Raw genomic sequence first — 12,029 nt, forward strand, 5'->3', positions numbered from 1 at the left:
TTTTCATCTGGATTGCCCGCGCGAAATGCGCGGACGCTACCGGGCGGGCTTGTGGAGAAGGGAATGCAGCGTGATGGCGCCGCGAACTTCTTCGGGAGCGCGCGCGGGTTTCATGCGCGCGTCGACGAACGCGTGAAGCGAATGTCCGGTCACGATGCGCCGGGAAGTTTCCTTGTGCAGGACTTGGTATTCGAAACGCAGGGTCGTGCCGCCCATGTCGCTGACGCTCGTGCGCACGATGATAAGGTCGTCGTAAGTGCAAGGCGAGTAGTATTTAGCGTAGACCTCGACGACGGGAAGGAAGAGGCCCTTTTTCTCGCAGTCCGTATAAGGCAGGCCGAGGACTCGGAAATATTCCGTGCGCGCGGCCTCGAACCACACAAGATAATTGGCGTGGTAGCTGATGCCCATCTTGTCGGTCTCGGCATAACGGACGCGGTATTCGTAATCGTAATATTTCACGGGCTCTCCTTTGCGAGCGTATTTTACATCAATCCCAGGGCGGTGCCAGGCTTTTACGCGGTGCGCCGCGAGCGCAGAACGCGCATCGCAGCATACGCCAGGGCTACACCGGCCGCGTCCGCGATAAAGTCCGCCACGTCCCCGGTGCGCCCAGGAACGCGTTCTTGCAGGACCTCGATCAGCCCTCCGACAGCAAGCGTCCAGGACACGGCAACGGCCGTCGTGCGGGCCTTCAAAAAAGCGCTGCGTGAATGGCGGAGGGCATTCGCGGCGAGAAGGAAAAACAATCCAAATTCCATGGCGTGCAGGAATTTGTCATTCATATCCAGGACGTAAGGCGGAAGGCGGTCGCCCCGCAGCAGGGAAAGGACAAAAACGGGAATCTGGTAAAGCGCGAAAACAGCGCGGGAAAAACGCGGGGACTCGCAGAAGCGCGATGCGCCCATCGGCTAAAAGGATTCCTTGAGACGCTCGAACAGGTCTTTCTTTTTAGTCTGGACTTTGTCGCCCCGCAGCCGGGCGAATTCCACGAGCAGCTTTTTTTCCTCACTGGAAACTTTGGAGGGCACGTCGATCTCGACGCGCACGTAAAGGTCGCCGCGGACCTGTGCCGCCTGAAGCGAGGGCACGCCTTCACCTTTAATTTTGAGGATCTTGCCGGCCGGAGTTCCCGCGGGAATTTCGAGCGCTGCTTTTGCGGTCAGCGTGGGGCATTGGACTTCCCCGCCCAGCACGGCGGTCGTAAAAGGGACGAGCAGTTCGCAATAAAGGTGCTCGTCTTTGCGTTCAAAAAAATCATGCGGCTGCACTTCGATCAGGACGTAGAGGTCTCCTCTTCTGCCGCTCTGCTCCCCGCCTTCGCCTTCGCCGGTGATTTTGAGGCGCGCCTGGGAGTGGATGCCCGCGGGAATTTTAAGATTGAGTTTGCGCGTTTTCTTGACGCGCCGCTGGCCGCGGCACTCCGTGCATGGCTTCTCGATTTTTTCGCCGGCTCCCTGACACGTGGGGCAGGTCCGCCGGAGCGTGAAAAACCCCTGGGAAACCCGCACCTCGCCCTGCCCCTGGCAATCCCGGCAAGGCGTTTTCTTGGAACCCTTGGCCGCGCCGCTTCCGGCGCATTCGCCGCAGGTTTCCAGGCGCGGGATCTCGAGCACGGTTTCCTTGCCTTTCAGGACTTCTTCGAGCGTAATGCGCATGCCGATCTGAAGGTCCGCGCCGCGCCGCGGGCGCCGCCCGCCGCCGCGTCCTCCGCCGCCGAAAAAATCCTCGAACAGGTCGCCGAAGATGTCGCCAAACCCGCCGAAATTCTCCGCGAATCCTTCGAAGCCCTGGAACCCCTGCCCGCCGAGCGAGTGCCCGAACTGGTCGTATTGCGCGCGCTTTTCCTGGTCGCTCAGGATGGCATAGGCTTCCGCGGCTTCTTTGAATTTTTCTTCCGCTTCCGCATTGCCCGGGTTGCGGTCGGGGTGGAACTGCATGGCGATCTTGCGGTACGCCTTCTTGATTTCATCGGCCGTCGCGGAACGCGGAACACCGAGGACAATGTAGTAATCTCTTTTATTCGGCATAAGGGACTTTCACGAGGAATGAGAGGATGAACATGGAGAGAAGACCGGCCCCTTTACTCGGATTCGCCTTGAGCGCCGGAGGAGGGCGCCACACGGATGCGGACTTTGGCCGCGCGGAGGAGCCGGCCGTTCAGCATATAGCCTGGCTCAAGCTCTTCGAGAACTTCCTGGTCTTTACCTTCTTCTTCCTTGAAAGCCACGGCTTCATGCTTGTGCGGGTCGAAATGTTCGCCCAGGGCCTGGACTTTGGTCAGCCCCTGGCTTTTCATGACGTCCATCAGCTGCTTGTAAACCATCTCGATGCCCGAAATGACGCCCTTGAGCTCCTTGGAGGAACCCGAGGCCGGAAGCTCCACGTGCGCCATGGCGCGCTCGAAATTGTCGAGGACCGGCAGGAGCCCCTTGAGCAGGTTCTCCTGGCTGAAGCGGATGAATTCCTCCCTTTCGCGGGCCAGTCTTTTTTTCGCGTTCTCAAAATCCGCGGCGGAGCGCAGGAGCTTGTCCTTCATATCTTCGAGCTCGCGCAGGCGGGCCGTCATCTCGCCGTACTCTTTTTTCGAAAGCACGACCGAATCCGGGGAAGCGTCTTTCGGTTCCTGGGATTCTTCCTGAGTTTTGTCTTTTGGGTTCTTGTGGTCCACGCGGGTCATGTCCTTGCCTCGAAAACTAGAATTTTTCGTCCAGGATGGCTCCCATCAAAGAGGCGACGCTTTTGAGAAGAGGAACGGCATGCGCATATTTTACGCGCGTCGGCGCCACCAGGGCCAGAGTGCCTTTCTGCCGGCCGGAAATCGAATACTGCGCCGCGATCACGGTGCAGCCCCGGAGGGCCTCTACCTGATTTTCCCGGCCGATTCGGATGGAAACACCCTGCTCGAGAAGCTGGCTCTGAATGGACGCCATCAGTTCCATTTTTTCTTCGAAGGCACGGAAAAGCGTCTGTAATTTATTCCAGTCGCGGAATTCGGGTTTTTCCAGAATGTGGCTGGAGCCCTGCATGAAAACTTTCGCGCCGCCGTGCGGCGTCTCGCGCCCCGAGGTTTCGTAAAGCGCAAGGCCGGCCTCGCGGACGAACGTCGAAAGAAGGCGCAGCGCCTCTTCCACGAAGCTCATGGGATCAGGCGTTTCCTTGCTCAGTTCAAACAGGTCGTCCTCGCATTTTTTCACGACGCGTTCCGGAGCTTCGCTCAAACCGAGGCAATGGTCCACGTAATACCGGTAGCCTTGGTCGGTGGGAATGCGGCCAGAAGACGTATGCGGATGCGTGAGGTAGCCCATTTCCTCGAGCGCGCTCATCTCGTTTCTCACGGTCGCGGGCGAAGCCGTGATGCGGCAGCGTCCGCGCAGGGCCTGGGACCCGACCGGCACAGCGGTATCGATGTGCGTTTCGACGAGGGAATTTAAAATCAGCTCTTGTCTCGGCGTGATGGGTTTTTTCATACCAGAGTTATTTTATCAAAAAAGGAAAGGCGGCTCAATGGTATCGGAAGCGGGCCGGGATTTATAACGCGGCCGCGGGGCTGGGGCTGGGATTGAGCAGCCCCTGGAAATCGACTTTCTTCTTACGGAAAAGCTCCAGGGCATCGCGGGCGATAATATGCTCTCCTTGCTCCTGAGGGATGTGGAGGCTCAAATATTCGTAATCGCCGAACTGATAGCTTCGCAACAGGTCCACAAAATCGCGGGAAATGACATCCAGCAGGTAGACCATGTCCTCATTGTAGACGATCGAATTCACGGGGCTGGCCGCGGGATCGCGGAGCACGACCGAATCGAATACATAGCTGAAATGCGGTGAAGGCAGGTCTTTTTCGTACTTGATGCTGGCTTTGACTTCCTGGAACGTGTTCTGAATCCTCTCGTCGGTGGCAATGAGCATCTGGGAGCGCCGCGTGGCCGATTCGGCCAGAAAGTCACCGAGGTTGATTTCTTCGAGCGGGAATTCCTGTTCCCAGGTCTCCAGGCTCTGCTCCATCTTGATGTCTTCCGGGAACGGGATTTTCTGGAGATTGCCGCCTTCATCCAAATACTGGAACGGGATGATGCGGAGGATCTGCGGTTCCGCGGCCTTGTACGAAACCAGGAAAAGATACTGGGCATCTTCTTTCAAAAGCGGCACGCCCGCTTTTTTAGGCATGGCCTTCACATAGACGAGCACTTCGCCGCGCTGCACGCGCGCGCTGCGCATGTCCGTGATGTCCCACTGCGCCACGCCGCCTTGCGCCAGCTTTTTAAAGAAAAGCGACTCGAGCGTTTCCGGCGTCATGGTCGTGCCGAAATATTCCTGGGCCAGGGACGCCATGTCCTGCTTTTGGAGCTTGTCGAAGAATTGGCGCACGGGACGGTGCCACAGCACGGCGCGGTTCTGTTTCATTTCATGGATGACGCGTTTGCGGTATTCTTCGCGCGAAATGTCCCAGACGCGGACGCGCTTCACGTCGTCCACATAGCCTTTGAGAACGAGCTGCAGCCCGGTGTTCTCGACGTCCGTCGCCTGCAGCACGTAAAACTTGAAATTCTTGTCCGTGCTCAGCAGGACGCGGGAAATGGAGAATAGCACGTCTTCCACCTTATCCATGGCTTCCGGAGAAGGCTCGAAAAGCGTTTCCAGATTACGGACCTTGCCTGCAATCACCGACCCTTTGAAGTCCGTCGCGAAAAGCTTGTCGAGCGGAAGATAAACACCGATCGTATCGCCTGCGATTTTGACCTCGATGTGATCGATGCCGTATTCCGTGCGGCAGATTTCGGAAAGAGATTCTTTCAAACGGTCCGAAGGATAGGACCTGGACTCGCAGCCGGCAGCCGCCAGAGCCATCAAGCAAAGTCCGATGAAAGCATGTCCCGTACGAAGTCTCATTTCAATTCGCTTCCTTCGCCCGGAAGAGGCACAGACCCGGTATCCGGATTGCCGCTGAAACGGCGAGGATTGGCCTTTCCGTACTCCGCGAAAATGGCCTCGATCTGGTCGTAATCCAGTTCCTGCTTGGTCAGAAGCTCGTGGGAAAACCGTTCGAACAGGTCTTTTTCCTGCTTGAGCAGGTCCTCGACTTCTTTCAGGCAGCCCTTGATGATCACCTGAACGTCGTCGTTGAGCTTGTTTTTGGTTTCTTCGGAAATCTGGGCCTTCGGAATGATCGTGTAATCGCCCACGAGGCCGGTAGGTCCCATGCCGCATTCCCACACCATGTGGTGGGCGATCGCCATGGCCTTCTTGAAATCGGAAGTCACGCCGCTCGTCGTGGTCTTGAACTTGACCTTCTCGCCGGCATAACCCGCAAGGCAGACCTTGATGTCCGCGAGAAGCGTCTCGCGGTCGTAGCTGTGCCATTCTTCGATGGACGTGGGATGCACGACGCCGAGGCTCGACTTCCTGGGAATGATCGAAGCCTTGAACACGTCGTTGCGCGGGTGCAGCAGGTAAGTCGTGATCAAATGACCCGTCTCATGGTACGCCGTCATTTCTTTTTCGCGCGCGTTCATCGTGATTTTATTTTTCGTCCCGAGGTCGATGCGTTCGATGGCCTCGGAAATTTCCTTGTGCGACACGATTTCCTTGCCGTGGCGCGTGGCGATCAGCGCGGCTTCTTTCACGATGTTCTCGATGTCGGCCGGGCTTTTGCCCACAGCTTTGCGCGCAAGGCGCTTGGAGTCAATCGAAGCTTCGTGCTTCACCTTGCCGAGATAGTATTTAAAAATCTCCTCGCGGCTTTCGAGGCCGGGCTTGGTCACGTAGAGTTTACGGTCAAAACGGCCGGGACGAAGCAGCGCGGGATCCAGCGAATCCTCCGCGGCGTTCGTGGCACCGATGACGATGATGTTTTCCGACTTCTGGGTGAGACCGTCCATTTCAACGAGAAGCTGGTTCTGCGTGGAATTGGATTCGCCGCTGCCGAACTGATTAAACGTACGGCGGTGGCCCATGGCATCCAATTCGTCGATGAAAATCACGCAGCCGCCTAAGCCATAAGACAAACGGCGGGCGGTCTGAAAAAGCTGGCGGACGCGGCTCGCACCGACTCCGACGAACACTTCGTTGAATTCACTGGCGGCCATGGAAAGAAACGGAAGGCCCGCTTCGGTAGCGATGGCTTTGGCCAGGTAGGTTTTGCCGCATCCCGGGGGACCCACCATGAGGATACCCTTCACGATCTTGCCGCCGATTTTTTTCACGCGGGCATGGTCTTTGATCAGCTGGACCACTTCCCAGGACTCTTCCTTGACGTCTTCGAGGCCGATGACGTCGGCAAACTTAATACTGACGTCCTTGGCATTGATGTTTTTCTTGTCGATCTTCGAAAAACCGCCCCGCATCACGGCCATATACATATAAACGAAGACCACGCTGTTCACGAGAACAAGCAGGATGGAGATCGGCATCTGCGCCAGCGTGATGTTCCGATAGTAGCTTTCCAGCGACATCATGCCGTAAACCGACAAAACGATCAGCAGAACCACGCCCAGGGTAATGAAAATCTTAGTCCGGTGATTCAGGTAATGCATTCTCAGAACGCGCATCTTTTTATTCATCGGATTCCCCAAACATTTTGTATTTCAATAAGTTGCATCAAATAGTGCGGGCAATAGTACTTAAAACTATACCCTTTCATTAAAAACTTTGTCAACCTTTGAAGGCCGTCTCCATGGGGCTGTCTGCTTTATGTTATAAATAATACCATAATGCTTCTTAAAGATCAGAGAGCCGCGTATAAGAAACGGCTTTTTAGCTCCATTTCTTAAACTCAATTCTGGGGACTCTACCAGTTATCCTGCCAATCCCCCGCCTTGGCCGCTGGTTCCTTGGATTCCTTGGTCTCCTCGGTTTCCGACCACCAGTCTTCCTGGGGGGCTTCCGAAGGAGCGGCCTCCGCCTGAGGCTGCTGCGCCGTTCCTCTTTCTTCCGTTCCCAGGTCTTCGGGGATGGGCTCACCCGGCTCCGGAATCCTGTCTGACGAAGCAGCTTTGGGGAGTTGCCACTCCACGGGCGTCTGCATGGGGGTTTTGACCAAAAAGTCGGTCCGTTTGTAAAATTTGAAAGACGGTGTCGGGGGGCCTTTGACTCCGTCTTTGGTTTCTTCCTCTTTTTGCTTTAGAGATATGGCGTCGGTCTGGGTGTTCTTGATGGGGTCGAAGTCTTTCCGGATCACCCCGGTATCAATCACAACGCTCGAGACCAGGACAAAAAGTAAAACCCAATCTTTGATTTTCATGGGCCACAACCGCAACAAGGACCCTCGGAACCTCCCTGTTGATTGGCGACTTTGACGTTTGAAGGGGCCATTCCATTCAATACCCCTCAATGATACCTTTAAAAGTAAGTAACTTCAAACAGCGGATTTGGCCCGTTTGGGCAGTTTTTCCAGATATTGTTTTAAGTAACTTCCCGTGTGGGAGTTAGAACATTTGAGCAAATTCTCCACCCGGCCCTGAAAAATGAGTTCTCCGCCTTTGCCGCCGCCTTCCGGGCCCAGATCGATGACGTGATCGGCAAGGCGGATGATTTCCATGTTGTGTTCGATGATGATAAGCGAGTTCCCGGCCGCCAACAGCTCGTCGAAGGCACTCATCAAATAATGGATGTCGTGATAATGCAGGCCGGTCGTAGGTTCGTCGAACAGGTAAACCACGTGCTTGGCTTTTTTCTCCAGCATTTCGACCGCCAGTTTCAGCCTCTGCGCCTCGCCGCCGGAAAGCGTGGTCGCCGACTGCCCCAGCCTTAAATACCCAAGCCCCACGCGCTGCAGCAGTTTCAGCTTCGCGCAAAGCGTGTCTTCGCCCGCGAAAAAGGCCACGGCATCGTCGATCGTAAGCCCCAGGATTTCGTCGACGTTTCTTTCACGGTAGCGGATCTCCAGGACTTCCGGCTTGTAGCGTTTGGCCTGGCATGCTTCGCAGGGAATGAAAACGTCGGCCAGGAAATGCATTTCGACTTTGATCCGCCCGTCGCCCTTGCAATGCGGACAGCGTCCGCCGTCCACGTTGAATGAAAAATGGCCGGGGCCGAACCCCTGACGCTTGGCCTGCGGCGTCGACGCAAGGAGCTTGCGGATTTCGTCAAAGGCCTTGATGTACGTGATCGGGTTGGAGCGCGGCGTGCGTCCGATCGGCGATTGGTCGACCAGGATCATCTCGTCGAAGCGGTCGAGGCCGCGCACGGCTTTGACCGGCCCGAGATCCTGGACCGGCTGCCCGCGGTCGCGAAGATAATGATTGTAGAGCGTGTCGTAAATCAGCGTGCTCTTGCCCGATCCGGAAACGCCGGTGACGACGACCATTTTTCCGAGCGGGATCTTCACGTCCACGCCTTTCAGGTTATGACCCGTGGCGCCTTTGATCTCGATGGACGCCTCCGGCGTCAGCGCGAGCTTGTCCGTTCCCCTGCGTTTGATCTCGAGCTTGCCCGAGAGATACTGTCCCGTAAACGATTCCTCGATCTTGTGAAGGTCCTTCACCGGCCCCTGGAAAAGGAGGCGGCCGCCGTTTTCACCGCCCCGCGGTCCCATGTCGAGCACTTCGTCCGCGGCTTCGATCATGGCGCGGTCATGCTCCACCACGACCACGGTATTGCCGAGGTCGCGCAGCTCCCGCAGCAGGCGGATCAGGAGATAATTGTCGCGCTCATGAAGCCCGATGCTCGGCTCATCCAGCACATACAGCGTATCGACAAGCGCCGAACCCAGCGAGGACGCGAGATTGATGCGCTGCACCTCTCCGCCCGAAAGCGTCCGGGAAAGACGCCCCAAGCTGAGATAACCCAGGCCCACTTCTACCAAAAACCGCAGGCGCCCCGTGATCTCGAGAAAAACCGGCTCGACCCGGTCGAAATCTTCCTTGGAAAACTTCAGGCCTTTGACGAAGGCCAGCAGGTCTTCGATGTTCATGTGCTGCAGGTCAGCGACCGATTTCCCGCCGACCTTGACGTAAATCGCCTCGGGCTTCAGCCGCGTGCCGTGGCATTGCGAGCACGGGATGTAGCAGCGGTACTTGCTCAGGAAAATGCGGACGTGCATCTTGTAGGTCTTGGTCTCCAGAAACTCGTAGAAATTTTTGACGCTGAAATATTCTTTCTCGGAACCGGGCCCGAAAAGAATCAGGTCGCGGTGCTTCTGCGAAAGGTCTTTCCACGGCTTGTCGAGCGGGATGCCTTTCTTCTCGCAGTATTTGATCATCTGCTTTTTTTCCCATTCCGCGCTCGGCTTGGTCCACGGCTCGATCGCGCCTTGGCGCAGGGATTTTTTCTCGTCCGGCACGACCAGGTTCCAATCGATTGTGATGACGCGGCCGAACCCCTGGCAAAGCGGGCAAGCGCCGAGCGGGCTGTTGAAGGAAAAAAGATTTGGCACGGGCTCCCGGAAAACGCGTTCGCACTCGCGGCATTGCATCTGGTCGGAGAATTTCAGCACCTTGCTTCCCACGGCGATCTGCACGGCTCCTTTTCCGAGGCGGAAGGCCAGCTCCACGGAATCAACCAGGCGTTTTTTTGATTTCTCCTCGACGGCCATCTGGTCCGCGACGACCTGCAGCTCTTCCAGCTTCTGCTTCTCGATCTCGGCTGCGGGCACGGCGGCGCCTTTGTAAAAAAACTCCGTAAATCCCTGGCGTTCGAGTTCGGCCAGGGACTCTTTCAGGTAATTTTTACCTTTCTGCCCCAGCGGCACGCGGAACAGCACCGCGGCTTTTTTTCCGGAGAATTCCCGGACCATCATCCCGGCGATGGACAGCGGGTTGTTTTGGGTAACTTCGATGCCGCAATCCGGGCAGAACGTCTGCCCGATGCGCGCAAAAAAAACGCGGAGGTAATCGTTGATTTCGGTCTGCGTGCCGACCGTAGACCGGGCATTGTTGATCGTGTTTTTGGCCTCGATCGCCAGCGCCGGAGGAATGCCGCTCACGCCTTCGACGTCGGGTTTTTCCATGCGCTCGAGGAATTGGCGGGCATAGGCCGACAGTGATTCGACGTAGCGGCGCTGGCCTTCGGCATAAAGCGTGTCAAAGGCGAGGGACGACTTTCCGGAGCCCGAGACGCCGGTGATGACGTAGAACCTTTTGTGGGGAAGAATCAGGTCCAGGTCTTTGAGATTGTGGGTTTTAACCCCGCGAAGAACGATAGCATCCATATACATCTATTAGTTTATCAGGGAGGTCAAGCGTTGGAACGAAGCTTCAAACGGGAAGGAAAATCAGGCCGGAAATCAGACTTCGCGGCTGAGGTACTGGGAAATGCGTTTCAAAAGGACGTCGCCGTCTTTGACGTGCTGGGAATACTCCGCCAGGGAGACGGAGGTCTCGTTGCGGTTCATGCGGGTAATGAGGAGAGTCGCCGTACGGATGTCCGCATCCTCAAAGCTGCCGAAATCGATGTTGCGCACCTTAATGAGGCCTTTTTCTTTCTCGGTTTCCTCGAGCTCCCAGCCGCCGACATTCTCAACCGCTTCCAGAGTACGCAGATACGTCAAATCAAAAGGCAGCTGGTAAATCAGCACTTCGTCGTGGGCAGGAAGAAGCTTGTCTTTGGTCGAAGCGCAGCCGGCGAGGGCAACAGCGAAAACGAGTATTAAGGTTTTTTTGATCATGATATCCGCCTCAGGTTCTCAATGAATCGGCAAAACCGGAAAAGCCTTGAATTAAAATTTTCCGGTCATGCGGACGAACGGGCCATGGGACGTGAAACCGTTGGACTTCCGGAGATCGTCCTCGAAGTCCGTGAAATTGTACCCCACGCCCATTCGGACGTATTCGTAGAACTCCCGGTCGATTTCCAGGAGCGGCCCGTGCTTGAGCGTCTGCGCCGCGTCAAACTGCCAGAGCATGCGGTATTCGGCGGCCACGTCCCATTTGCGCGTGACGTGGAAATTGAAGCGATGCGCCCACAGGAAATTGTGAAGGACCGACTCCGCGCTGTACGGCGTGTCCAGCATGGACCGCTTGTAAGCGATTTTTTCCACCACGCCGAGAAGCCGGTGCAGGTCGTAGGCCATGTCCACCGCGATGATATGCGCGGTCTCGTCGGTTTCGGCGGCCGAAAAACTGCCGGTCGTGAACTGGACGTCGTCGGCGAAATTGCGCACGTACGTGTAGCGCGACAGCATGTTGAAGCGGTCGAAATCCACGGGGCGGTATGCGAAGCCGGTCGACAGCTCCATGAAGTCGGCGACATCGTCTCCCGGATCCGTGAAGCGCGACTTGCCAAAGTCCACCTTCCCGAGGTAGCTCAGGTCCTCGTTGATGTGGTATTCGACGGAATTGCGCGTGACCCATTGCCAGAGCTTCGGGGCATCCTGGTCGCGGCGGACCTCGAGATAAGTGCGCGCGCGCAGCTTTTTGCCGTCGGCATAGGCCAGCGCGCCTGAAACCGTGTTGAAGGTATTGGTCCGTGCAAGCGCGTTGGCGGCCGAGATGTCGAGAAGGCGCGTGCTGGAATTGTCCAGGTGCCTTCTTTCGTAACGCGCCTCGTAGTCCCAATGATCGTGCATTTCGCCGGAAATGCCCAGGATGTCCGCGAATCCGTCCACGCTCTGGTGCGTGGAGTATTCACGCTCGGAAAACACGCGGGACTTTTCTGAGAGCGAATAAGAGCTGCCGATGGCGCTCGATAAGGTCTTTTCACCGATGCCGCGGTCGCGCATGCGGATGTTGGCATAAGAACGCGAGCGCGAGTTGTGCTGCTTTTCGAGGCCGAAGTAGGTGGCGTCTCCGGCATTGCCGAACATTTCTTCGAGGTACGCGAAAATCTGATTCGTAACTTCATACCGCACGCCGCCGCCCAGCTGATACAGGTTGTCCCCCTTCATCTGCATCTGGAATTTTCCATACGGCATGATGCTGTCTGTCACGCGGTATCCCGCTTTGACGGCAACGCCGCGGTCAAAAGGAAATTCCGAAAGCAGGGTCTCGTTCAGATTGCGCGGATTGGCGGGAAAATCCGTGCGCTGTTCGATGTATTCGACTTCGCCCAGGTAACGCCCGTCGTCGTAGCCCAGCTGGCCGATATGGTTTTGC

General features: G+C 56.7%; 11 protein-coding genes. All 11 read right to left on the reverse strand.

Annotated elements, in window-relative coordinates; all coding sequences use genetic code 11:
- Positions 1 to 36: 36 nt before the first annotated feature.
- Positions 37 to 462 (reverse strand): thioesterase family protein, encoded by a 426-nt coding sequence (locus VL688_01145; protein ID HTL46645.1) that lies wholly within the window; start codon positions 460 to 462, stop codon positions 37 to 39.
- Positions 463 to 515: 53 nt separating this feature from the next.
- Positions 516 to 908: a VanZ family protein gene (locus tag VL688_01150; GenBank protein HTL46646.1), complete on the reverse strand. Its 393-nt coding sequence runs from the start codon at positions 906 to 908 to the stop codon at positions 516 to 518.
- Positions 909 to 911: 3 nt separating this feature from the next.
- Positions 912 to 2,030: a molecular chaperone DnaJ gene (gene dnaJ / locus VL688_01155; protein ID HTL46647.1), complete on the reverse strand. Its 1,119-nt coding sequence runs from the start codon at positions 2,028 to 2,030 to the stop codon at positions 912 to 914.
- A gap of 53 nt (positions 2,031 to 2,083) precedes the next feature.
- Entirely contained in the window at positions 2,084 to 2,680 is a 597-nt protein-coding gene (locus VL688_01160; GenBank protein HTL46648.1) for a nucleotide exchange factor GrpE, read from the reverse strand.
- 16 nt (positions 2,681 to 2,696) lie between these two features.
- Complete coding sequence (locus VL688_01165; protein ID HTL46649.1) at positions 2,697 to 3,470, reverse strand: hypothetical protein; 774 nt, start codon at positions 3,468 to 3,470, stop codon at positions 2,697 to 2,699.
- Positions 3,471 to 3,531: 61 nt separating this feature from the next.
- Entirely contained in the window at positions 3,532 to 4,890 is a 1,359-nt protein-coding gene (locus VL688_01170; protein HTL46650.1) for a hypothetical protein, read from the reverse strand.
- Positions 4,887 to 6,560 carry an AAA family ATPase gene (locus VL688_01175; protein HTL46651.1) on the reverse strand — a complete coding sequence of 558 codons (1,674 nt, stop codon included), beginning with the start codon at positions 6,558 to 6,560 and terminating at the stop codon, positions 4,887 to 4,889. Before VL688_01175 ends, VL688_01170 begins: the two co-directional genes overlap by 4 nt.
- Before the next feature lie 227 nt (positions 6,561 to 6,787).
- Positions 6,788 to 7,240, reverse strand: coding sequence for a hypothetical protein (locus tag VL688_01180; protein HTL46652.1), 453 nt, complete (start codon positions 7,238 to 7,240; stop codon positions 6,788 to 6,790).
- Positions 7,241 to 7,354: 114 nt separating this feature from the next.
- A complete protein-coding gene (uvrA, locus tag VL688_01185; GenBank protein HTL46653.1) occupies positions 7,355 to 10,147 on the reverse strand; it encodes an excinuclease ABC subunit UvrA in 2,793 nt (930 codons plus the stop codon).
- Between the two features lie 75 nt (positions 10,148 to 10,222).
- A complete protein-coding gene (locus VL688_01190; GenBank protein ID HTL46654.1) occupies positions 10,223 to 10,603 on the reverse strand; it encodes a hypothetical protein in 381 nt (126 codons plus the stop codon).
- 51 nt (positions 10,604 to 10,654) lie between these two features.
- A partial coding sequence (locus VL688_01195; protein HTL46655.1) for a hypothetical protein occupies positions 10,655 to 12,029 on the reverse strand: 1,375 nt, incomplete at its 5' end.

The organism is Verrucomicrobiia bacterium, from assembly GCA_035495615.1.
Taxonomy (GTDB): Bacteria; Omnitrophota; Omnitrophia; order Omnitrophales; family Aquincolibacteriaceae; genus DATJFP01.

Bases quoted from the DNA above. Each gene is read 5' to 3' on its own strand.
- VL688_01150 (HTL46646.1), bottom strand. From the start codon at position 908: ATGGGCGCATCGCGCTTCTGCGAGTCCCCGCGTTTTTCCCGCGCTGTT.
- dnaJ (HTL46647.1), bottom strand. From the start codon at position 2,030: ATGCCGAATAAAAGAGATTACTACATTGTCCTCGGTGTTCCGCGTTCC.
- VL688_01160 (HTL46648.1), bottom strand. From the start codon at position 2,680: ATGACCCGCGTGGACCACAAGAACCCAAAAGACAAAACTCAGGAAGAA.
- VL688_01165 (HTL46649.1), bottom strand. From the start codon at position 3,470: ATGAAAAAACCCATCACGCCGAGACAAGAGCTGATTTTAAATTCCCTC.
- VL688_01170 (HTL46650.1), bottom strand. From the start codon at position 4,890: ATGAGACTTCGTACGGGACATGCTTTCATCGGACTTTGCTTGATGGCT.
- VL688_01175 (HTL46651.1), bottom strand. From the start codon at position 6,560: ATGAATAAAAAGATGCGCGTTCTGAGAATGCATTACCTGAATCACCGG.
- VL688_01180 (HTL46652.1), bottom strand. From the start codon at position 7,240: ATGAAAATCAAAGATTGGGTTTTACTTTTTGTCCTGGTCTCGAGCGTT.
- uvrA (HTL46653.1), bottom strand. From the start codon at position 10,147: ATGGATGCTATCGTTCTTCGCGGGGTTAAAACCCACAATCTCAAAGAC.
- VL688_01190 (HTL46654.1), bottom strand. From the start codon at position 10,603: ATGATCAAAAAAACCTTAATACTCGTTTTCGCTGTTGCCCTCGCCGGC.